Genomic DNA, 22,501 nt, shown 5'->3' with positions numbered 1-22,501 from the left:
CGGCACCTTCGGTGGATATGGGCGATTTTGGGGCATGTGAGCCCCACCGCCCGCAGCAGGATCACTCGGGGGACCCTGTGCCACTCGGGGACGACAAGGGAGGCCACAGGCCGTGAACGCAGCGACGAACACCGCAACCGCCATGCACGACACCGGTTGGAAGCGCGTGATGCTCAAACTCTCAGGCGAGGCGTTCGCCGGCGGAGGCGGCCTGGGCATCGACCCGGAGGTCGTCCAGTACGTCGCCGAGTCCATCGCCGAGGCCGTGTCCGAGGGCATCCAGGTCGCCGTCGTCGTCGGGGGCGGCAACATGTTCCGCGGCGCCCAGCTCACCGAGGGCGGCATCGAGCGCGGTCGCGCCGACTACATGGGCATGCTCGGCACCGTCATCAACTGTCTCGCCCTCCAGGACTTCCTGGAGCGCCTCGGCGTGGACACCCGTGTCCAGACCGCCATCCACATGAGCCAGGTCGCCGAGGCCTACATCCCCCGCCGCGCCGTCCGCCATCTGGAGAAGGGCCGTGTGGTCATCTTCGGCGCCGGTCTGGGCGCCCCGTTCTTCTCCACGGACACGACCGCGGCCCAGCGCGCCCTGGAGATCGGCGCCCAGGCCGTCCTCAAGGGCACCCAGGTCGACGGGGTCTACGACTCCGACCCCCAGCGCAACCCGGACGCGGTCAAGTTCGACAAGCTCAACTACAACGAGGTCCTCACCCGCGGCCTCAAGGTCATGGACGCCACCGCCGTCAGCCTGTGCATGGACAACGGGCTGCCCATCGTCGTCTTCGACCTGATGAGCCAGGGCAACATCCTGCGCGCCGTCCGCGGTGAGAAGATCGGCACGATCGTCGGGCCGATCACCGCCTGAGACGGCCACGGCGACACCAGTAAGCCACGCACACCACAGCCGAGAACCCGGGAGCGCCCCAATGATCGAAGAGACCCTCCTCGAAGCCGAGGAGAAGATGGAGAAGGCCGTCACCGTCGCCAAGGAGGACTTCGCGGCGATCCGTACCGGGCGGCCCACCCCGGCGACGTTCAACAAGATCACCGTGGACTACTACGGTGCCCAGACGCCGATCAACCAGCTGGCCTCCTTCTCGGTCCCCGAACCGCGCATGGTGGTCATCTCGCCGTTCGACGTCAACTCCCGGACCTCGATCATCAACGCCATCCGCAACAGCGACCTCGGCGTGAACCCCTCTGACGACGGCCAGGTCATCCGGGTCGTCTTCCCGGACCTGTCCGAGGAGCGCCGCAAGGAGTACGTGAAGGTCGCGCGCACCAAGGGCGAGGACGCCAAGATCTCGATCCGCAACATCCGTCGCCGTGCCAAGGACGGCTTCGAGAAGGCCGTCAAGGCCGGTGAGGTCGGCGAGGACGACGCCCACCGTGCGCAGACCGAGCTGGACGAGCTGTCCCACAAGTACGTCGCGGCCGTCGACGAGCTCCTCAAGCACAAGGAATCGGAACTCCTTGAGGTCTAGCCGGTGACGACTCCTTCCAGCGGCTCCGGAGGCGATGACCACTCGCCGGAGCACAGACCCGACGACACTCAGCAGGTCGGTCCCGGTGACAACGGGACCGACAAGGCCGCCGGTCAGCGCTTCGTGCTGCACAAACCGGGGGGCGAGCCGGTCAAGACCGGCCGCAACCTCCCCGTGGCCATCGCCAGCGGATGCCTTCTGGGCGCGCTGGTCTTCTTCTCGGTCTTCCCCCTTCCCGCGCTGTTCACGTTCATCACCGCCGCGGCGGTGATGATCGGCATGCGCGAACTCAACCGCGCGTTCGCCCGCAAGGGCATGGACGTGGCCGTGCTCCCCTTGGTGATCGGCGGCGTCGCCATGCAGCCGGCCGCCTACTTCGGCGGAACGGAATGGCTGCTGGGGGCGACCGCGCTCACCGCGATCACCGCCCTGGTGTGGCGGTTGCGGGGCGGGGCGGACGGGTTCGTGGCCGACACCTCCGCGAGCATGTTCACCCTGCTCTACCTGCCCTTCCTGTTGGGCACGTGGATGCTGTTGATCGCCCACCCGGAGGACGGCCAGTACCGCCTGGTGACGTTCATCGTGGTGACGATCTCCAGCGACATCGGCGGCTACTTCGCCGGGATCCTCCTGGGCCGGCACAAGATGGCGCCGGTGATCAGCCCCAACAAGACCTGGGAGGGCTTCGGAGGCTCGGTCCTCGGTTGCGCCATCGCCGGCGCGCTGTGCGTGACGCTGATGCTCGACGGCCCCTGGTGGGTCGGTGTGGTCCTCGGCCTGGCCGTGGTCCTGGCCGCCACCGTCGGCGATCTCATCGAGTCGCTGTTCAAGCGCGACCTGGGGATCAAGGACATGGGCCGGTTCATGCCGGGCCACGGCGGTCTGATGGACCGGATGGACTCGCTGCTCATCGCCGGACCGGTGGTGTGGGTCGTGCTCACCCTGCTCCTGTGACACTCCGGTGCGCGTGTGGGGCGGGACCCTCGGGTCCCGCCCCACACGTATGCCCGGAGGGTCTCCCGAGGGCCTCTGCGGATGCGCTCGGCGGGTGGAGGAGCCGCTGGTCGAACGTTCCGGCCGGTCGACGCGGCAGGGGGCCGCGCGGAAGGACCGGCGGGGATGCGCCCGTCCCGTGCCGGGCTCGCACCCGGCGTACGGTGGTCGAAGACGCCCCGCGTCCTCCAGGGACACCCGACGGGGCCGCCCCGGACTGTCGAGGTAGAAGTTGCACCTGATCGAACGAATGCGCGCGTACGGCGAGACGATCTTCGCCGAGATGACACGGCTGGCCACGGAGACCGGATCGGTCAACCTGGGCCAGGGATTCCCCGACACCGACGGCCCGCGCTCCCTGCTGGAGGCGGCCTCCCGCAACATCCTGGAGGGGGTCAACCAGTACCCGCCGGGGCAGGGGCGCCCGGAGCTGCGTCAGGCCGTCTCCCGCTACCGGTCCCGCCACTACGGGATCGATCTGGACCCGGACACCGACGTGTACATCACGGTCGGGGCGACGGCGGGTATCGCCGCGTCCCTCCTGGCGCTGGTGGAACGCGGTGACGAGGTCATCGTGTTCGAGCCGATGTACGACTCCTACGCGGCGATGATCACCCTGGCCGGAGGGGTCCGCCGCTCGGTCACCCTGCGCCCGGACCCGGTGACGGGCCGGTTCACCTTCGACCCGGACGAGTTGCGCGCCGCCGTGGGCCCCAGGACCCGGATGGTGCTGGTCAACAGCCCGCACAACCCGACCGGGACGGTGTTCACCGCCGAGGAGCTGGAGCACATCGCCGCGGTCTGCCGCGAGCACGACCTCCTCGCGTTCACCGACGAGGTGTACGAGTTCCTGGCCTTCGACGGCAGGCCGCACATGCCGCTGGCGACCCTGCCGGGGATGCGCGAGCGCACGGTGTCGGTGTCCTCCGTCGGCAAGATGTTCGCGGTCACGGGGTGGAAGACCGGCTGGGTCATGGGACCCGAACCACTGGTCACGGCGGTGCGCACGGTCAACCAGTTCCTGACGTTCAGCGCCGGAGGCGCGCTCCAACTCGCGATCGCCGACGCCATCGACAACGAGTGGGAGTGGATCGCGGCCCAACGCGACGCCCTCCAGGGAAAGCGGGACCGGCTCGCGGCGGGACTGGCGGAGACCGGCTTCGACGTGGGCGTGTGCGAGGGCACCTACTTCGTCATGGCCGACATCCGCCCGCTGGGGTACGAGAGCGGTGTCGACATCGCCCGCGCGCTGCCCCGCGAGGCGGGGGTGGCGGCCGTCCCGGCGCAGGTGTTCTACGACCACCCGAAGGAGGGGGAGCACCTGCTCCGCTTCGCCTTCTGCAAACGCGACGAGGTCCTGGACGAGGCGGTCTCGCGCCTCACCGCCTGGCACCGGACCTGAGCGGATGACGGGCGCGGCCCCGGGCCTTTCGGTCCGGGGCCGCGTCGCTCCGCTAGGGCCGGTGCTCGAACCAGACCCCGCCCAGCGGCGGCAGCGTGATCTCCGCGGAGAACGGCTGCCCGTGCCAGGTCTGCACCTCGGCCTCCACGTGCGTGGGCGCCGGGTGGTCCGACCCCCCGAACCGGGCCTCGTCGGTGTTGAGGACCGACGCCCACCGCCCCTCCCACGGCAGGCCGATCCGCCACTCCGTGCGCGGTACCGGCGAGAAGTTCACCGCGCACACCAGCGCCGAACCGTCCTCACCGCGCCGCACGTACGACAGCGTGTTCCCCTCGCGGTCGCCGCCGTCCAACCACTGGAAGCCGCTCGGATCGGTGTCCAGGGACCACAGGGCGGGACGCGGCCGGTACAGGTCGTTGAGCGCCTTGACCAGCCGCTGCGCCCCCGCGTGGTGGTCGTAGCGCAACAGCCACCACGGCACCCCGTCATGGTGGGACCACTCATCGCCCTGGGCGATCTCCCCGCCCATGAACAGCAGCTGCTTGCCCGGGTGCGACCACATGAACGCCAGCAGCGCCCGCAGGCCGGCGGCCCGCTGCCACTCGTCGCCCGGCGACTTGTTGAACAGCGACCCCTTGCCGTGCACCACCTCGTCGTGCGACAGCGGCAGCACGTAGTTCTCGCTGTAGGCGTACACCATCGAGAACGTGACCTCGTCGTGGTGGTACTTGCGGTGGATCGGCTCCTTCTCGATGTACTTCAGGGTGTCGTGCATCCACCCCATGTTCCACTTGAGCCCGAACCCCAGTCCGCCGTGGTCCACCGGTCGGGTCACCCCCGGATAGGCGGTGGACTCCTCGGCGATCATCACCGCGTGCGGATTGCGCCGGTAGACGACCGTGTTGAGCTCCTTGATGAAGTCGATCGCCTCCAGGTTCTCCCGGCCGCCGAACACGTTGGGCTCCCACCCGCCGTCCTCGCGCGAGTAGTCCAGGTACAGCATCGAGGCCACCGCGTCCACGCGCAGCCCGTCGATGTGGAACTCCTCCAGCCAGTACAGCGCGTTGGCCACGAGGAAGTTGCGCACCTCGGTGCGCCCGTAGTTGAAGATGAGCGTCCCCCAGTCGGGGTGCTCGCCCCGACGCGGGTCGGGGTGCTCGTACAGCGCGGTCCCGTCGAAGCGGGCCAGCGCCCACTCGTCCCGGGGGAAGTGCGCGGGCACCCAGTCGAGGAGGACCCCGATCCCGGCCCGGTGCAGCGAGTCCACCAGGTGCCGGAACTCGTCCGGAGACCCGAACCGGGGCGTGGGCGCGTAGTAGGAGGTGACCTGGTAGCCCCACGAACCGTCATAGGGGTGCCCCGCCACCGGCAGGAGTTCCACGTGCGTGAACCCCATCTCGGTGACGTACTCGACGAGCTGTTCGGCCAGTTCGGCATAGCCCAGTCCGGGACGCCACGACCCCAGGTGCACCTCGTACACGCTCATCGGCGCCCGGTGCGGCTCCACGCCCTTGCGCTCGGTCATCCACTCCTGGTCGCCCCACACGTGCGCGGACGTCGTCACCACCGACGCCGTCTCGGGCGGCGTCTGGGTGGCCCGGGCCATCGGGTCGGCCTTGTCCCGCCAGTGCCCGTCGACCCCCAGCACCTGGAACTTGTACAGCGTCCCGTCGCCCACCCCGGGGACGAACAGCTCCCACACACCGGTGCCGCCCAGGCTGCGCATGGGGTGACCGGTGCCGTTCCACAGGTTGAAGTCGCCGCTCACGCGCACCCCGCGCGCGTTGGGCGCCCACACGGAGAAGGACGTTCCGGAGACCTCGCCCCCCGAGCCCTCCAGGGTCCGGGTGTGCGCGCCCAGGGCCCGCCACAGCTCCTCGTGCCTGCCCTCGCCGATGAGGTGCAGGTCCAGGTCGCCGATGGTGGGCGCGAAGCGGTACGGGTCGGCGGAGACGTGCTCGTCGCCGTTCTCGTAACGGGCGACGACCCGGTAGTCGACCGGATCCCCCGGCTTCTTCCCGGGGACCTTGGCGACGAACACCCCCCGGTGCAGGTGGTCGGCCTTCACGCGTTCGCCGCCGGCCACCTCGACGTGGACCTCGGTCGCCGAGGGGCGCAGGGCGCGCACCACCGTGCCCCGACCCTGGGTGTGCACGCCCAGCACCGCGTGCGGGTCGTGGTGGTGGCCGTCGACCAGGCGGTCCAGCTCGGCGACGAGCTCCGCCGTGAGGCCGGCGGGCCGGCGGGCCGGCGTCCTGCGCGCGGGCGCCTTCCCGGCCGAAGCGGTCGCCTTGGCGGGCGCCTTCTTCGCCGGCGCCGTGCCCGCGGTCGTCTTCTTGGTCGACGCGGTCGAGGTCGTCTTCTTGGCGGATGCGGTGACCGGGGTCGCCTTCTCGGCCGACGCCGTGCTCACCGGCTCCTTCTTGCGGCTTCCGGACCCGCGCTTCGGCTTCCGCTCCGGAACGGTCGCCGCGGTGGCCTTGCGCGTCGCCTTCTTCGCCGGTTTCGCGGCCTCGGCGGACGCGGCCTTGCTCTCGGTCTTCTTCGCGGTCTCCTCATCGGTGGTCGCGCGCGGACGCTGTTCGCTGCGTGGCGAGGACAATGCGGCTCCGTGGTGCTCGTGAACAGGGACGGTGGGTGAACGGGAAAAACGGCACGGCCCGTCGCCCGGATCGGACGGCGGGCCGTCGATCACCGGGCTACCGGCGGCTTCGAGGCCCCCGCGGCGATGGACTCCAACGGGACCCGCAGCCAGTCCGGCCGGTTACGGGCCTCGTACAGCACCTCGTACACGGCCTTGTCGAACTCGAAGGCCCGCAGGACGGTCAGGTGCTTGTCCGGGTCGGCTCCGCCGCCGTCGGCGTACCCCCGGCAGAACGCCTCGCGGTTGTTCCGGGCCCAGGCCCGGGCCGACCACTCCAACTCCTCGTCGCCGGGGTGCTTGACCAGCAGGTATCCGGCGGCGTAGTCGAAGGAGCGCAACATCCCGGCCACGTCCCGCAAGGGGCTGGACGGTCTCCTGCGCTCCCGGACCGAGACGGTCGGCTCGCCTTCGAAGTCGAGCAGGACCCAGCCCCCGGAACGGGTGCGGATGACCTGGCCCAGGTGGTAGTCGCCGTGGATGCGCTGTATCGGCAGCGGTTCGTCGACCCGGGCGAATTCGGAGTAGGCCTCCATCACCAGGGGCGCGTGCTCGGCGAGTTCGGGTACCTCGGCGCTGGCCATGGCCAATCGCTCCACCATGGCGTCGGCCAGCTCGGCCACGGCCGTCACCGACAGCACGTCCGTGGGCAGTGTCCGGGCGAGGGAGCGGTGCACCTCCGCCGTGGTGCGCCCGAGCAGGGCGGCGTCCTCGGCGAAGGACGTCTCCGTCGCCCGCCCGCTCCCGCCCATGAGCTTCTCGGCGGAGGCGGTGGCCAGCACCCACCCGTCCACCGCTCCGGGGATGTAGGTCTGGAGCATGGCCAGGGTGGTGGGCACCGCGTACCCGGGCAGATCGGCCTCGATCCACCCGCAGGGCCGGGCCACGTAGGGCGATCCCGACAACGCCCGGTTGAGTTCCAGATCCGGGTTGGGACCGGGCCACACCCGTCGGAACATCTTCAGGACGTAGTCCTCGCCGAACACCAACGACGTGTTGGACTGCTCGCCGGTGAGCATCCGCCCGGCCGAACCGGTGCGGACGCGTTCCCCCGGCAGGGTCCGGAACCGGACCCTGCCCGCCCCGGACGGGGCGGCGAACCGTTCCAGCAGCATCGCCGTCAGCTGGACGTCGTGCGCGGCGTCGTAGATGACCCGTGGCCGCCCACCCGGGGACTGACAGACACCGATGGCGGCGCCGGCCAGGTCCGCGGGCAGGGAACGCGAGGGGCGCGACCCCAGCAGCACCTGATAGCGGGAATCGTGGCCGCGCTGCCCGGTCTTGATGATGAGCAGGGTGAGGTCGGGACCTTCGAGCCCGGCGGACACCAGGGTGTGCCGGCTCTCGATCCGGATCTGTCGGATGGGGATGCCCTTGCCGGAGAACCAGCGTTGTCGGGGCAGCCAGACGGCCAGGAGCTCTTCGAGTTGGGACATGTCAGTCAGACCTGTTCCCCTTCTCGCCGACACCCGGGCCGGTGCCCTCCGCCATCGGGATGGTCGGTCCCGGTGCGGTCACCGCGGATCCCCGAGGAGGAGGGGATCCGCCGGGGCGGAGCGGTTCGCCGGTCGGGGCGGCGGGCGGCGTGGTGACCATGGTGTGGTGCGCGTCGCGGGTGTGGCCGACCCGCCCGCTCAGCGCGGTCCTGGCACTGACCCCGGCCGCGGGCAGGCCGTAGGAGGGTGCCGTGTCCTCCTCACGGGCGACCGCCGGCTCGGGGTCGGCGCCTGCGGTGGGCAGCTGGAACCAGTAGAAGCCGTGACCGGGCAGGGTGAGCAGGTACGGGAGTTCGCCGATCGCGGGGAAGCGCACCCCGCCCACGCACTCCACGGGGTTCACCCCGGCGTATCGGGACAGGTCCAGCTCCACCGGCTGCGGGTACTTGGACAGGTTGTTCACACAGAGCATGCGGTCGTCGCCGTGCTCGCGGATGAACGCCAGGACGCTCGGGTTGGTGGCGTTCAACTCGGTGAACGCGCCGGTGCCGAACACGGGGTGGCGCTTGCGGATCTGGATCATCCGGCGCGTCCAGTGGAGCAGCGAACCGGGGTTGGCCCGCTGGGCCTCCACGTTGACCGCCTGGTAGCCGTAGACCGGGTCGAGGATCAGCGGCAGGTACAGCCGTCCAGGGTCACCGGTGGAGAACCCGGCGTTGCGGTCGGAGCTCCACTGCATGGGCGTGCGCACGGCGTCGCGGTCGCCCAGCCAGATGTTGTCGCCCATGCCGATCTCGTCGCCGTAGTACAGCACCGGGGAGCCGGGCAGGGACAGCAACAGGGCGGTGAACAGTTCGATCTGGTCGCGGTCGTTGTCCAACAGGGGGGCGAGCCGCCGGCGGATCCCCACGTTGGCGCGCATGCGTGGATCCTTGGCGTACTCGGAGTACATGTAGTCGCGCTCCTCGTCGGTGACCATCTCCAGGGTCAGCTCGTCGTGGTTGCGCAGGAAGATCGCCCACTGGCAGTTCCGCGGGATCTCCGGGGTCTGGGCGAGGATCTCCGAGATCGGGAACCGCTGCTCCTGCCGGACCGCCATGAACATGCGCGGCATCAGCGGGAAGTGGAAGTTCATGTGGCACTCGTCGCCACCGGACTCGTGGTCGCCGAAGTAGTCGACGACGTCGGAGGGCCACTGGTTGGCCTCGCTCAGCAGGACCCGACCGGGGTAGAGCCGGTCCACCTCGGCGCGCACCCGCTTGAGGAACTCGTGGGTCTCCTTGAGGTTCTCGCAGTTGGTGCCCTCGCGCTCGTACAGGTAGGGCACCGCGTCCAACCGGAACCCGTCGATGCCCAGGTCCAGCCAGTAGCGCAGGACCTCCAGAATGGCCTCCTGGACGGCGGGGTTCTCGAAGTTGAGGTCGGGCTGGTGGGAGAAGAAGCGGTGCCAGTAGTACTGGCCGCGGACCTCGTCGTAGGTCCAGTTGGACGTCTCGGTGTCGACGAAGATGATCCGGGCGTCCTCGTAGCGCTCATCGGTGTCGGACCACACGTAGAAGTCGCCGTAGGGGCCGTCGGGGTCCTCCCTGGAGGCCTTGAACCACGGGTGCTGATCGCTGGTGTGGTTCATCACCAGGTCGGTGATCACGCGGATGCCGCGCCGGTGAGCCTCGTCGAGCAGCTCCACGAAGTCGGCCGTGGTGCCGAACTCGGGGAGGACCTTGAAGTAGTCCGAGATGTCGTACCCGCCGTCGCGCAGGGGCGACTCGTACATCGGCAACAGCCAGACGCAGTCGACACCGAGCCACTGGAGGTAATCGAGTTTGCGCACCAGACCGGTGAGGTCACCGGTGCCGTCGCCGTTGGAGTCGAAGAAACCCCGGGCGAGTACCTCGTAGAAGACGGCGTGCTTGTACCAGTGGGGATCACCGGTACCGCCGGAGGACATGAGCGGGCCTGTGGCGGCCCCGGTGGCCGGCGCGAGCGGACCGTGCGCGAGGTGTTCGTTGCGTCCCGGCCCGGACTCGTCGTTGCTCATCTACTGCTCCCCACCCTGAATGTTCGACATCGGATCAACGGCTCATCGGGGCATGGGAGGGGCACCCGCGGATGTCCTCCGCCGTGCCCCGCCCCGCTCCGCGGGCCGTTATCTGCCGCTGACGGTGAACACGTGCGCGGGCCCCTGCGCGGGGTCGAGCCGGACGTAGTCGACCGCTCCCCAGGTGTAGGCGGCACCGGTCAACTGGTCGGTCACCTTGAGTTCCTCCTCCCACGCACGGCCGATGGACGGCAGATCCAGGTGCACCGTCGCCTCGTGGGCGTGGTGCGGGTCGAGGTTGACGACGGCGATGACCACGTCGTCGGGGTCACCGGGCCGGTCGCCGGGGCGGTGCTTGGAGAAACAGATCAGCTCGGGCCGGTCCACGTGGTGGAAGCGCAGGTTGCGCAGCTCCCGCAGGGCCGGGTGCTCCCGACGCAGTTCGTTGAGACGGGTGATGAGGCCGGTGATGCTCTGCCCCTCGGCCTCGGCTCCCGCCCAGTCGCGCGGCCGGTACTGGTACTTCTCCGAGTTCAGGTACTCCTCGCTGCCGGGCCGTACCGGGGTGTTCTCGCACAGCTCGAAGCCCGAGTAGATCCCCCAGGTGGGGGAGAGCAGCGCGGCCAGGACGGCGCGGATCTCGAAGGCGGCACGGCCGCCCTCCTGGAGATAGGCGTGGAGGATGTCCGGGGTGTTGGCGAAGAAGTTGGGGCGCAGGTAGTGGGCGGTCTCGCGGCTGAGCTCGGTGAGGTAGTCGGTGAGCTCGCCCTTGTCGTTGCGCCAGGTGAAGTAGGTGTACGACTGGTGGAAGCCGACCTTGGCCAGGGTCCGCATCATGGCGGGGCGCGTGAACGCCTCGGCCAGGAACAGCACGTCGGGGTGCTTCTTCGCCACGTCGGCGAGCAGCTTCTCCCAGAACGCCACCGGCTTGGTGTGGGGGTTGTCCACCCGGAAGATGCGCACACCGTGGTCGATCCAGTGCTGGACGACCCGGCGGATCTCCTTGTACAGGCCCGCGAAGTCGTTGTCGAAGTTCAGCGGGTAGATGTCCTGGTACTTCTTGGGCGGGTTCTCGGCGTAGGCGATGGACCCGTCGACCCGGGTGGTGAACCACTCCGGATGCTCGGTGACCCAGGGGTGGTCGGGAGAGCACTGGAGGGCCAGGTCGAGGGCGATCTCCAGGCCGTGCTCGTGCGCCTCGGCGACGAAGGCGTCAAAGTCGGCGAGAGTGCCCAGGTCCGGGTGGACGGCGTCGTGGCCGCCCTCGGCCGATCCGATGGCCCACACCGATCCGGGTTCGCCCGGGCCGGCGGTGAGGGAGTTGTTCGCGCCCTTGCGGTGGTCGTGCCCCACGGGGTGGACGGGCGGCAGGTACACCACGTCGAAGCCCATGTCGGCGATGGCGGGCAGCCGCTTGGCCGCGGTGGTGAAGGTCCCGGAGACCTCCTGGCCGGGCGCGGTGTCCACCTGGGCCCCCTCGGAGCGGGGGAAGAACTCGTACCAGGAGCCGAACAGGGCGCGTTCGCGGTGCACGACGACGCGGGTGCGCGGTGACCGGGTGACGAGTTCGCGCAGCGGTACGTCGTGCATGAAGGCGAGCACCTCGGGGGTGATCGCCGCGGCGTAACGGTCGGCCGGGGACAGGGAGGTGTCGCGCAGGACGGCCGCGGCGCGGGCCGGCAGGGGCCTGCGGGGAACGCGGCGGGCGGCCCGGGAGAGCAGCCGGGCGCCTTCCTCCAGCACGAGTTCGGTGTCCTGGTCGAGCGGGAGCTTGACCTCCGCGATGTGGTGCCAGGTGGCGAAGGGGTCGCTCCAGGCCTCGATCGCGAAGGACCACTTCCCCTCCGCGGGGAGGCTGATCTCCGCTTCGTGGCGGTCGGTCCCGGGTGCGCGCTCGCTCATGCGAACGAGTCGTTCCCGGCGGCCCTTCGGGTTGTACACGACGACACCCGCTGCGAGGGAATCGTGTCCTTCGCGGATGACCGTCGCCCCGACGGTGAAGCGTTCACCGGGAACGGCTTTCACGGGGCCCAGGTCGTTGTCCGGAGAGATGTCGAGGATGGGCAGGCGTCCGATCACTGGCTACACCGTAATTGTCGTGGTTCGGGCGTTTTAGGGAGACGCCTTGGTTCTCGTCGGGCGGAAATAACCCAGAGTTAATCCAAGGCAAGACGGAGTTAACGAAGTTTCCGGATCGAGATCTGTCCGGATTGCCGCTTCGGTGCCCTCCGCTCTCTATCGTCTGCCCTCTCGTGTGGTTTGGCGGAGTACCATGGCCGGATAATTTATGTGATCCTCATCACACTGGGCGGGAGGGCTTCTGGCTGGTATTTGCCTGGTTTCACCTGGGTAAACTGCTCAAATCGGTCATAAGGCAACACCAGATTCGGGTGTCTCTCTGGTTGATACGGCATTCTCTGTGGTGAAAAGTCGGAAAACTGATCGGTCATGTTGGAGGCCGCAGGCGGGTGGGTAGGGATGACCAAATGCCCCGGGTGGGGGTCTGACCTTATTGCGGACATGCCCATGTGTCGGAATCATCTCCAGAGATCTTCTTGTCCGGGATTCACGGCTTCGTCGCTCGGGCGTGCTCTGCCGGTCCCGTGGCGTCTTGATGTCGAGGGATTGAAATGTCCGTTTCGTCAATCCGTGCAACCGTAGTGAGCGATGACCGATCTGAGGGCTTTGCTATATATTGATGAAGCTTTTCTGTGACACGCCCGTTCCGATGCCCAACGAGGCGGTCCGTCCCTGCGAGGGTGGTCGGCGCAGTGCCCTGCCCGTGTCTCACGGGCGGGGCGGCACTCGGCAGTAGGGGGCGACGTGACGGAGCCGAACCGGAAGGTCCGATCCCAGGAGGGGCGGGGCCGGACGATCCTGGGCCTGACGGGGGCGGGCGCGCTGGCGGGAGTGCTGTCCGCGGCGTTGGTCATGCCGTGGGCGGGCGGACTGGGACTGACCGCCAGGGACGCGGCGTCGGGGTTCATGGCGATGCCGGCCGACCTGGAGATCCCCCGTCTGGTCGAACGGGTGCTCATCACCGACGTCGACCACCGGCCCATCGCCGAGGTCGCCCAGCGCGAACGCGAGGTCGTGCGCCTGTCGGAGATCAGCCCGTGGGTGCCGGCCGCACTGATGGCGATCGAGGACGACCGTTTCCACGAACACTCCGGGCTCGACCTCAAGGGCCTCCTGCGCGCCGCCACCCGTACCGCGCAGGGCGACACCCAGGGCGGATCGACCATCACCCAGCAGTACGTCAAGAACCTGCTCATCGAGCAGGCCGCCAGCGAGGAGGAGCTGGAGCGCGCCAGCGAACGCACCATCAGCCGCAAACTCGTCGAGCTGCGCTACGCCATCGAGGTGGAGGACCGCCTCACCAAGGACGAGATCATGGAGGGCTACCTCAACCTCGCCTACTTCGGCGCGGGCGCCCACGGCATCGAGATCGCGGCCCGCCGCTACTTCTCGATCGCCGCGCAGGACCTCGACCCCGGCCAGGCGGCGACCATCGTCGGCCTGGTGCGCGCCCCCTCCTACTACGACCCGTTGACCAACCCCGACGCCGCCCGGCAACGACGCGACCTGGTGCTCGACCGGATGGAGTCCACCGGACACCTGGACGCCGCCGAGGCCGCGGAGTACAAGGGCGCCGACCTGGGGCTGGACCCCACGCCGCGCGGCGGTAGCTGCTACCACAGCGAGCAGCCGTTCTTCTGCGACTACGTCATGCGCTGGCTCCAGGAGTCCGAGGAGTTCGCCGAGGACCCCGAGGAGCGCCGGCGCCTGCTCGAACGCGGCGGCATCACCGTGCGCACCACCCTGGACTCCGCCATGCAGGAGGCCGCGCAGGAGGCCATCGACGAGCGGGTGCCGCCGGGGGACACCACCAAGTTCGCCGCGCAGGTCCTCGTGGAACCCGGCACCGGCAAGGTGCGGGCCATGGCCCAGAACATGCGGTACGGGTTCGATCCGGAGGAGGTCGGGACCACCTCCATCAACCTGGCGGTCGACCACGCCGACGGCGGATCGCACGGGTACCAGGCGGGGTCGACGTTCAAGACGTTCACGCTGGCCGCCGCCCTGGACAAGGGGCTGAAGTACAAGACCAGCTTCTCCTCGCCCAAGAACGTGTCGGTGAGCGGGTTGAGCAACTGCGACGGCGGTGTGATGTCCAAGTGGGAGGTCCGCAACGCCGGTGAGAGCGACGAGGGCTCGCACAACATGATCAGCGCCACCAAGGGCTCGGTGAACACCTACTTCGCCCAGCTCCAGCGGCGGGTGGGCCTGTGCGAGACGGCGGAGATGGCCGAACGGGTGGGGATCCACCGCGCGGACGGGGAACCGCTGGGCGTGTGGAGTTCCTTCACCCTGGGCGACCAGGAGGTCTCCCCGCTCACCGTGGCCAACGCCTACGCCACCTTCGCGTCCCGGGGGACCTTCTGCGAGCCCTACCCGGTGGCCGCGGTCACCGTGGGACGCGAGGGCGACGCCGACTTCCGTGAGATCCGCATGCGCTCGCACTGCGACGAGGACGCGGTGCCGACACACGTCGCCGACGGTGTCAACCATCTGCTCCAGCAGACCTTCAAGGGCGGTACCGCCAACGGCCTGGGCATCGACCGTCCGGCCGCCGGCAAGACCGGTACCACCGACAACGCGGCCTACGCCTGGTTCGCCGGGCACACGCCCAACCTGGCCTCGGCCGTGGTGGTCGGCGACATCCGGGGCGGCGAGAAGAACCCGCTCCAGGGGGTGTCGATCGGCGGCCGGTACTACGGGATCGTCTACGGCGGCACGCTGCCCGGGCCGATCTGGCAGGCCACGATGCGTCGGGCCGCGGCCGATCTGCCGGCGGAGTCCTTCGCCCCGTCGCCGTCCCGCTTCGGGAACCCATCGGCGACCCCGCCCAAGAAGAAGGAAGAAGAGGACGACAGCGCCTGACCCGCGAGGTCGGTCACGGGCCCGCCGGTGGGACGAAGACCGGGACCCGTGGCCGAAGGCCATCCGTCGGGGGCCTTGCGGGACCGGGGCGGGCACGGTGGACGGCCGAAGCGGTACGGGCCTCCCCGGGCCGGGGGCCGACCACCACGCGGCGGTCGGCCCCCTCGGTGTCGCGCGACCCGGCCCGAAGCGGGGCCGCGGGCCCGGACCAAGCGGGACCCGAGTCCTGGTGTTCTGCGACGTATGGCGCATAATGGGTGCGAACCGACAGGGGAGCGCGTGAGCGCTGAGAGTGCGGACCGACCGCAGACCCTTACACACCTGATCCGGGTAATGCCGGCGAAGGAAGTCGTGGGAATCGCCACCGACGGTCACGTCGCGCGGCGGAGGAGGACTCCGACGCGCCGTTCGACGGTGTCGCTCTTGGCCGTATCCGCCCCTCGTCACACCGACGAAGGGACACATCAATGGGCACCGACACCACCTCGGGTGGAACCTGGGACGACATCAGGGCACGGGCGCGCAGTTGGCGCACCGTCGACATCGTCGTCGCCGCCGTCCTGGGCGTCGCCATCGGCGTCGTCTTCTGGCTCTGGAACATCATCTGGTCGATCACCGCGCCGCTGTTCGTCGCCTTCCCGCCCGGGCAGGCCGTCGTCTACGGCATGTGGCTGATCTCCGGCGTCCTGGGCGGGCTCATCATCCGCAAGCCGGGAGCCGCCCTGCTCACCTCGATCGCCGCCGCCTCGGTGTCGGCGGTGCTGGGCACCCAGTGGGGGATCATGGTCATCCTCGACGGGACCCTCCAGGGCATCCTGCCCGAGTTGGTCTTCCTCGCCTTCGGCTACCGCCGCTGGGGCATGGGCGTGGCGGTCCTGGCCGCCGCCGTCGCCGGGATCTCCCCGGCCATCCGGGACAACATCACCTACAACGTCACCTGGCCGCTCCACTACCAGGTGATCTACGGGGTCATCGTCGTGATCAGCGCGGCCGTCATCGCCGGCGTCGGCGCCCGCCTGCTCACCACCGCCCTGGCCCGCTCCGGCGCCCTGGCCCCCTTCGCCTCGGCCAAGGGCTGATCCGTGGCGGAGGACGGACGCCCCGGCGCGCGCGTCGAACTCTCCGGATGGGGATGGCGGCACGCGGGCCGGGACACGCACACCCTGCGCGGGGTCGATCTCACCATCGACCCCGGCGAACGGGTGCTGCTGCTCGGCGCCTCCGGCACCGGCAAGTCGACCCTGCTGCACGCCCTCGCCGGGCTCACCGGCGACGACGGCGCGATCGGGGGCGATCAGGAGGGCCTGCTCCTGGTGGACGGGGAGCAGGCCCGCCGGGGTCGCGCCGGGGTCGCGCTGGTCGCCCAGGACCCCGAGTCGCAGATCGTCATGGCCCGTGCCGGGGACGACGTCGCCTTCGGTCCGGAGAACCTGGGGACGCCCCCGCACGAGATCCACGTGCGGGTGCGCGAGGCGCTCGACGACGTCGGGTTCCCCTACGGCCCGCGCCACCCCACCGGCGCGCTGTCGGGCGGGGAGAAACAGCGCCTGGTCATCGCCGGCGCGATGGCCATGCGTCCGCGCCTGCTGCTGCTCGACGAACCCACCGCCAACCTCGACCCGGTCGGGGCCGACCTGGTGCGCGGGGTGCTGGCCCGCCTGCTGGAACGGACCTCCGCGACGATGGTGCTGGTCGAGCACCGGGTCGCCGAGGTCGTCGACCTGGTGGACCGGGTGGTCGTCCTGACGGCCGGCGGCGGGGTGATCGCCGACGGCACCCCGCAGGCCGTGTTCGCCGAGCACGGCGCCGCGCTGGCCGCCCGCGGCGTATGGGTGCCCGGACACGGTCCCGCCCCCTCCCTGGAGGCCGCCCCCGGCGGAGGGACGCTGCTGACGGCCGCCGGTGTGACCGCCCGCACCCCGCCCGGGCTGGGCGTGCGGGTCCCGCCCCGGCGCGTGGTGCTGGAGGACGTGGACGTCGCGGTGCGGGCCGGTACCGCCACCGCGCTGACCGGGCCCAACGGGTCCGGCAAGTCGACCCTGCTCACCCTGTTGGCCGGATTGTCCCGCCCGTACCGGGGCGCGGTGCTGCCCCACGGTCCGCTGGCGCGGGTCGACCGGCGGCCGTTGGCGCGCTGGCCGGCCCGGAGACTGGCCCGGCACGTCGGCACCGTGTTCCAGCACGCCGAGGACCAGTTCGTCACCGGCACGGTCCGCGACGAACTGCGGTTCGCCCCGCTGCGCGCGGGCAGGGACAGGGCGGAGACCGAGGCGTGGGTGGACGAACTGCTCGAACGACTGCGCCTGACCGATCTCGCCGGTGTGCACCCGTACACGCTGTCCGGGGGCGAGAAACGACGGCTTTCGGTCGCGACCGCGTTGAGTTCCGGGCCCTCGCACGCCCCTGACGTGGTGCTCCTGGACGAACCGACCTTCGGCCAGGACACCCGCACGTGGACCGAGCTGGTGGAACTGCTCGGCGAACTGCGCACCGAGGGCCGCGCCATCGTCATGGCGACCCACGACGACCTCCTGCTGCGTCGACTGACCGACGTACGGATCCGGGTCGCCGAGGGCCGGGCCCGGGAGGACACCCGCACGGGGACGGCGGAGAGGGGGACCCGTGGCCGATCGTGAACACCACGGGGCGGTCGGGGACGCGCTCACCTTCGAGGCGCCCGAGGACGGCGGCGCCCGCCACTGGCTGACCCGGTTCAACCCGGCGGCCAAGCTCGTGGCCGCGCTGATCCTGGGCCTGGGCCTGGTTCCGGCGGTGGACGCCGTCACCGGTGGCGTGGTGCTGCTGGGCGTACTGGCGCTGGTGCCGTTCAGCGGACTGGACCGGCGCACCCTGCTGGTCCTGGGCGGCCCCTTCCTTCTCATGGGCCTTTCCAGCGGACTGGTCAACCACCTCTACGGCGTGGAGGGCTGGGAGGGCGCCCTGGGCGCGGCGGTGCGCCTGCTGGCGATCGCCCTGCCCGGTCTGCTCGTCGCCGCCGGCAGCGATCCCACCGACCTGGCCGACGGCCTCGTCCAGCGACTCCGGGTGCCCGAACGCCCCGCCATGGGCGTGCTGGCCGCACTGCGGCTCATCCCGCTGCTCGCCGACCAGTGGCGCACCATCACCCTGGCGCGCCGGGCCCGCGGACTGGAGGCGGGCCGCAACCCGGTCCGGATGGTGACGTTGTTCTTCGGGCGGATGTTCGCGCTCCTGGTCCGGGCCATCCGCACCGGCACGCTCATGGCCACCGCCATGGACGCGCGCGCGTTCGGCACCGGCCCGCGCAGCCGCTCACGGCACAGCCGCTGGCGCACCGCCGACACGCTGCTGCCGATCTGCGCGCTCCTGCTGTTGGTGTCCGCCTACGCCCTGTCCGCGCGGCTGGGCACCCTGGTACTGCTGTTCTCGTAGGCCGGGTGATAGGAATCCGGGGACAGTGACGTCGATGAACGAAGAGGTGGAGCACGTGGCCGAGTTCGTGCGCGTGGAGACCGACCCCGAACACCCGGCGGTCGCCGTGATCCGGCTGGACCGACCCAAGGTGAACGCGCTCAACGCGGTGCTGACCGCCGAGATCGCCGAGGCCGCCGCGCGGGTCGCCGCCGACCCGGCGACCCGCGCGGTCGTGGTCTACGGCGGCGAGCGGTTCTTCGTGGCGGGGGCCGACATCAAGGAGATGGCCGAGCGCACCCACGCCGAGATGCTGGAGTACGCCCGTGACCTCCAGGGCGCGCTGACCGCCGTGGCACGCATCCCCAAGCCGGTCGTGGCGGCCGTCACCGGGTACGCCCTGGGCGGCGGCCTGGAACTGGCGCTGGCCGCCGACTTCCGGGTGGTGGGGAGCAAGGCCGAGCTGGGCGTGCCCGAGATCCGGCTCGGAGTGATCCCCGGTGCCGGCGGCACCCAGCGGCTGCCCCGTCTCATCGGCCCGGCCCGCGCCAAGGAGATGATCTTCAGCGGTCGCCACGTCGGCGCCGACGAGGCGAAGGAGATCGGCCTGGTGGACGCCGTCGTCGCGGACGAGGACGTCTACGCCGAGGCGGTGGCCTACGTCGCCCGCTTCGCCGACGGTCCCGCGATCGCGCTGGCCGCCGCCAAGGAGACGGTGGACCGTGGTCTGGAGACCGACCTGGACACCGGCCTGGAGATCGAACGGCTGCACTTCGCGGGCCTGTTCGCCACCGAGGACCAGAAGATCGGCATGCGCAGCTTCGTCGAGCAGGGTCCGGGCAAGGCCGTCTTCACCGGCCGATGACACCGACCGGTCGCTGAGCCGGCATGGAGGGCGGGGTGGGTGTCACGGGCACGGTGTGACCGAAACACCCATCCCGGAGTCCGAAACCGGCCAGTTCGGGCACGGTGGGGGGAACCGCTCGCACGGTTTTTCCGTCATACTCGGTGATGGTCGTCCGACGAGGGGCCGGCCGCCGGAGCCCCCAGCCTTCCGGCGGCGCCGAGCGGACCACAGGGCCCCGTCGGAGGTCCGTACAAGCCAATGGTGACCCATCCCCCCGGCCGATAAGCTGGACGTGGCGGTATGCGGTCTTTTGAGGGGATGAGTTCTCGATGGCAATGTCGGCAGGTTTCCCCATGGGTGAGGAGCTGCCGGAGCGCATCGGCCACTACGTGATCCGCCGCCGCATCGGATCGGGCGGCATGGGCGTGGTGTACCAGGCCGAGGACCCCCGGACCCAGCAGTTCGTCGCGGTGAAGGTCCTCAAGCCGGAGGTCGCCGGTGACCGCATCGCGCGGGCCCGGCTCGCCCGTGAGGTCGAGACGATGCGCCGGGTGCAGAGTCCCAATGTGGCGGCGGTCGTCGACGCCAACACCGACGCCGAACTCCCCTGGGTGGTCACCGAGTACATCCCCGGCCCGACCCTGGACGCCACCGTCACCGACCACGGGCCGTTGCGCGGGCGCGCCCTCACCCGGTTCATCACCGGTCTGGCCCGGGCGATCAAGGACATCCACGCGGTGGAGGTCATCCACCGCGACCTCAAGCCCGGCAACGTCATCATCTCCAACGGCGAGCCGATCGTCATCGACTTCGGCATCGCCCACGCCGTCGACGGAGCCAAGCTGACCCAGACCGGCACCTTCGTCGGCACCCCCAGTTACCTCTCTCCCGAGGTGATCGAGGGCACCGCGCTGGGCCCGGCCACCGACATCCACGCCTGGGGCGGCACCGTCGCCTTCGCCTCCACCGGCCGCCCGCCCTACGGCGCGGGCGCCTTCGAGGTGATCTTCTTCCGCATCCTCAACGGCGAGATCGACATGGACGGGATGCACGAGGCGCTGCGGCCGTTGGTCGCGCGCGCCGTCTCCCGGGACATGCACCGCCGTCCCACCGCCACCGAACTGGTGGCGGAGGCCGGCCGGCTCAACCTGGACCTGCCCTGGACCGAGGACCCCGGTAACAAGTCCACCGGGCTGACCGGGAGCCACACCGTCCACCACCCGGTCGTTCCCGGGGCCGACCACTCCGGTGGCCGACCGGCCGCCGGCCTCGGCGGTGGTGCCGGCGCGGCCGGAGCCGGCGGCGCCACCGGGGGATCGGGTGGTTCCGGTGCCGCGGGCGCGGCCCTGGGCGGTGCCGCGCTGGGCGGCGCGGCCGGGTACCTGGCCAGCCGGATGACCCAGGGCGGCAACGAGGGGTGGGGCCCCTCGGGGAGCGGCCCGAACCCCACGGCCGGCGCCTGGTCGGCGCCCGCCGATCAGGTCTCCGAGGCGCGCAGCGAGTCGGGCCGGGGCGGATGGCGCACCGACGACGACGCCACCGACGACCTGTCCGGCGGACGCGATGCCCAGGCCTGGGACGGCGAGGCCACCGATGACCTGTCGGGGGCGCGCGACAGAGGCTGGGCCGTCGACGAGGACGCCACCGACGACCTGAGCGGTCGGGGCACCGATCGGATCGCGCCCCCCGGGGCGGGCGAGCCTAACGACCCCCGGGGCACCATGCGGATCAACCCGCTCGCCGATCCCGACGACGCGGGCACCCGGCGCATCGCACCGGTGCGCGACGAGGATGACCAGGGCACCATGCGCATCGACGCCGTGGACTCCGGTGACGGCGACCCGCAGGGCACGATGATGCTCGACCCGCGCGAGGTCGCGCGGGGCGGCGGCCGATCCCCCCTCGACTTCGAGGAGCCGGAGTACGATCCCCGTCAGGCCCCGCAGACCCAGTTCTTCAACACGCCCCTGCACAAGGGCGACTTCTCCGACATCCTCCCCCCTGTCGACGACGGCCGCGGCAACCGCACGCAGCAGTTCGACGAGGACGACTACGAGGAGAGCGGCGGATGGCTCGACCGCTTCCGCCGGGGCGGCAACGACCGGATGGGCGGCTACCTCCGGGGCGACAGCGAGACCGGTGAGTACAGCGAGTACGACTCCCTCTACGAGGAGGGGGAAGAGGGCGACGAGTACGAGGACCGGGTCTACCGGATGCACCCGTTGGTGCTCATCCCCGTGGTCCTTGCCCTGGCCGGTCTGGGGTTGGTCTTCCCGTGGATCGGCATCTTCCTGGGCATCCTCGTCATCGCGGGCCTGAGCGCCCTGGACGTGGTCAAGGCCGAGCACGCCAAGAGGTTGCAGACGCGCGGGGCGCGCAACTCCGACAGCGTGGTGGTGGCGCTCAGTTTCCCGTGGGCGTTCGGGCGGATGTTCCTGCGCACCGTCGGGTTCGGCCTGATCTACCTGGTGGCGGGCATCCTCGTCGGCCTGGTCTACGCCCAGATCGTGGACACGGGCGATGCCGGGGCCAACTACATCGGCGGATTCGCCGTGTTCGTGACGATGCTGCTCAGCTACCTGATGCCCAGCGGACGCCAGGCCCGGCACCAGGCCGTGTGGCTGGTGGAGCGGATCCGGTTCCGCAACCTGTACGTGTACATCGGTGTGATCGTCGCGGTCGTGCTGTTCGCGATGCTCGTCCTGTCCTTCGGGTTCAGTTCGGCCCCGGACTGGCGGCTCGGCCCGCTCCAGGGCCCCTCGGACTGGGTCGACGGCTGAGGCCGGCGCCGCACACCGCGCCGGGCGCCTCCGTTCCCTCGGGAGCCGGGGCGCCCGAGCCGTTCGCGGGGAGGGCGGTGCGCGCCGCGGTGCCCGTCCGGAGCGGCGCGGTCATGCCCGCCGGGGTGGCCCGGGGTCGGGAGCGACCGTCTCCGGGGTGGGGAACGCGGGTTCCGGCGGGGGTGTTCCCCGTTACAGAGGCGATGCGGCGCCGGCGCGCGGCGACGCGGTGACTAAGGTGGGAGAAGGGGCGTCGCATCCGTGCCGGCCTGGTCCGACGAACCGGTGGATCACCCTATTGCGGAGGTCGGGGAGTCGGCGCTACCAGTAGTGGTTAGGGTTTCCTAAGTAAAAACGGGGGGCTGTGGGTTGGCCTTCATGCTACTAGCCAGTAACATCTGGACTATGAGCACACCGCGGGACCGATCGACCGGAAAGACCGGCCCCGCCGTCGGGTGACCGAACGTCATTCGGCATTGTTGGCAGTACGGGGCGCGCCAGCGTCCGACCGCCGCACGGCGGATATGGAGTGCAGGGAGGTCG

Annotated in this window: 14 protein-coding genes and 1 riboswitch; of the genes, 10 read left to right on the top strand and 4 right to left on the bottom strand. The window is 70.4% G+C overall.

The features are described 5' to 3' along the window. Positions 1 to 142 precede the first annotated feature (142 nt). From pyrH to RM479_RS05095, 4 genes are all read left to right on the top strand, one after another. Complete coding sequence (gene pyrH / locus RM479_RS05110; RefSeq protein WP_274809376.1) at positions 143 to 868, top strand: UMP kinase; 726 nt, start codon at positions 143 to 145, stop codon at positions 866 to 868. A 61-nt stretch (positions 869 to 929) separates the two neighbouring features. Further along, positions 930 to 1,487, top strand: a complete 558-nt coding sequence (gene frr, locus RM479_RS05105) for a ribosome recycling factor (protein WP_311510559.1) — start codon at positions 930 to 932, stop codon at positions 1,485 to 1,487. Positions 1,488 to 1,490: 3 nt separating this feature from the next. After that, on the top strand, positions 1,491 to 2,441 hold the full coding sequence (locus RM479_RS05100; RefSeq protein WP_311510558.1) for a phosphatidate cytidylyltransferase: 951 nt from the start codon (positions 1,491 to 1,493) through the stop codon (positions 2,439 to 2,441). Positions 2,442 to 2,730: 289 nt separating this feature from the next. Beyond that, positions 2,731 to 3,882 carry a pyridoxal phosphate-dependent aminotransferase gene (locus tag RM479_RS05095; RefSeq protein ID WP_311510557.1) on the top strand — a complete coding sequence of 384 codons (1,152 nt, stop codon included), beginning with the start codon at positions 2,731 to 2,733 and terminating at the stop codon, positions 3,880 to 3,882. A gap of 52 nt (positions 3,883 to 3,934) precedes the next feature. On the opposite strand, the gene glgB is transcribed toward RM479_RS05095, so the two are convergent. From glgB to RM479_RS05075, 4 genes are all read right to left on the bottom strand, one after another. Next, positions 3,935 to 6,088 carry a 1,4-alpha-glucan branching protein GlgB gene (gene glgB, locus RM479_RS05090; RefSeq protein ID WP_311510725.1) on the bottom strand — a complete coding sequence of 718 codons (2,154 nt, stop codon included), beginning with the start codon at positions 6,086 to 6,088 and terminating at the stop codon, positions 3,935 to 3,937. 485 nt (positions 6,089 to 6,573) lie between these two features. Next, positions 6,574 to 7,959 carry a maltokinase N-terminal cap-like domain-containing protein gene (locus RM479_RS05085; RefSeq protein WP_311510556.1) on the bottom strand — a complete coding sequence of 462 codons (1,386 nt, stop codon included), beginning with the start codon at positions 7,957 to 7,959 and terminating at the stop codon, positions 6,574 to 6,576. Position 7,960: 1 nt separating this feature from the next. Then, positions 7,961 to 9,997: a maltose alpha-D-glucosyltransferase gene (gene treS, locus RM479_RS05080; protein ID WP_311510555.1), complete on the bottom strand. Its 2,037-nt coding sequence runs from the start codon at positions 9,995 to 9,997 to the stop codon at positions 7,961 to 7,963. Positions 9,998 to 10,105: 108 nt separating this feature from the next. Continuing rightward, the gene (locus tag RM479_RS05075; protein WP_311510554.1) at positions 10,106 to 12,076 is read right to left on the bottom strand and encodes an alpha-1,4-glucan--maltose-1-phosphate maltosyltransferase; all 1,971 of its coding nucleotides are present in this window, start codon (positions 12,074 to 12,076) and stop codon (positions 10,106 to 10,108) included. Positions 12,077 to 12,820: 744 nt separating this feature from the next. On the opposite strand from RM479_RS05075, the gene RM479_RS05070 reads away from it, so the two are divergent. The 6 genes from RM479_RS05070 to RM479_RS05045 all read left to right on the top strand — a co-directional run bounded on the left by RM479_RS05070 (position 12,821) and on the right by RM479_RS05045 (position 21,958). Next, on the top strand, positions 12,821 to 14,941 hold the full coding sequence (locus RM479_RS05070; RefSeq protein WP_311510553.1) for a transglycosylase domain-containing protein: 2,121 nt from the start codon (positions 12,821 to 12,823) through the stop codon (positions 14,939 to 14,941). 259 nt (positions 14,942 to 15,200) lie between these two features. Further along, a riboswitch (TPP riboswitch) is annotated at positions 15,201 to 15,306 on the top strand. Positions 15,307 to 15,408: 102 nt separating this feature from the next. Further along, positions 15,409 to 16,020 carry an ECF transporter S component gene (locus RM479_RS05065; RefSeq protein ID WP_274809176.1) on the top strand — a complete coding sequence of 204 codons (612 nt, stop codon included), beginning with the start codon at positions 15,409 to 15,411 and terminating at the stop codon, positions 16,018 to 16,020. A 3-nt stretch (positions 16,021 to 16,023) separates the two neighbouring features. Next, positions 16,024 to 17,577 carry an ABC transporter ATP-binding protein gene (locus tag RM479_RS05060; RefSeq protein WP_311510552.1) on the top strand — a complete coding sequence of 518 codons (1,554 nt, stop codon included), beginning with the start codon at positions 16,024 to 16,026 and terminating at the stop codon, positions 17,575 to 17,577. Then, entirely contained in the window at positions 17,564 to 18,352 is a 789-nt protein-coding gene (locus tag RM479_RS05055; protein WP_311510551.1) for an energy-coupling factor transporter transmembrane component T family protein, read from the top strand. The genes RM479_RS05060 and RM479_RS05055 overlap by 14 nt, the downstream gene beginning before the upstream one ends. A gap of 34 nt (positions 18,353 to 18,386) precedes the next feature. Beyond that, positions 18,387 to 19,196: an enoyl-CoA hydratase/isomerase family protein gene (locus RM479_RS05050; RefSeq protein ID WP_311510550.1), complete on the top strand. Its 810-nt coding sequence runs from the start codon at positions 18,387 to 18,389 to the stop codon at positions 19,194 to 19,196. Between the two features lie 335 nt (positions 19,197 to 19,531). Beyond that, on the top strand, positions 19,532 to 21,958 hold the full coding sequence (locus RM479_RS05045) for a bifunctional serine/threonine protein kinase/MFS transporter (protein ID WP_311510549.1): 2,427 nt from the start codon (positions 19,532 to 19,534) through the stop codon (positions 21,956 to 21,958). Positions 21,959 to 22,501: the final 543 nt, after the last annotated feature.

The sequence above is a fragment of the Nocardiopsis lambiniae genome, assembly GCF_031845465.1.
Taxonomy (GTDB): Bacteria; Actinomycetota; Actinomycetes; order Streptosporangiales; family Streptosporangiaceae; genus Nocardiopsis; species Nocardiopsis lambiniae.
The sequence above is the reverse complement of the archived record's forward strand: the minus strand, read 5'-3'. Positions and strand labels throughout refer to the sequence as shown.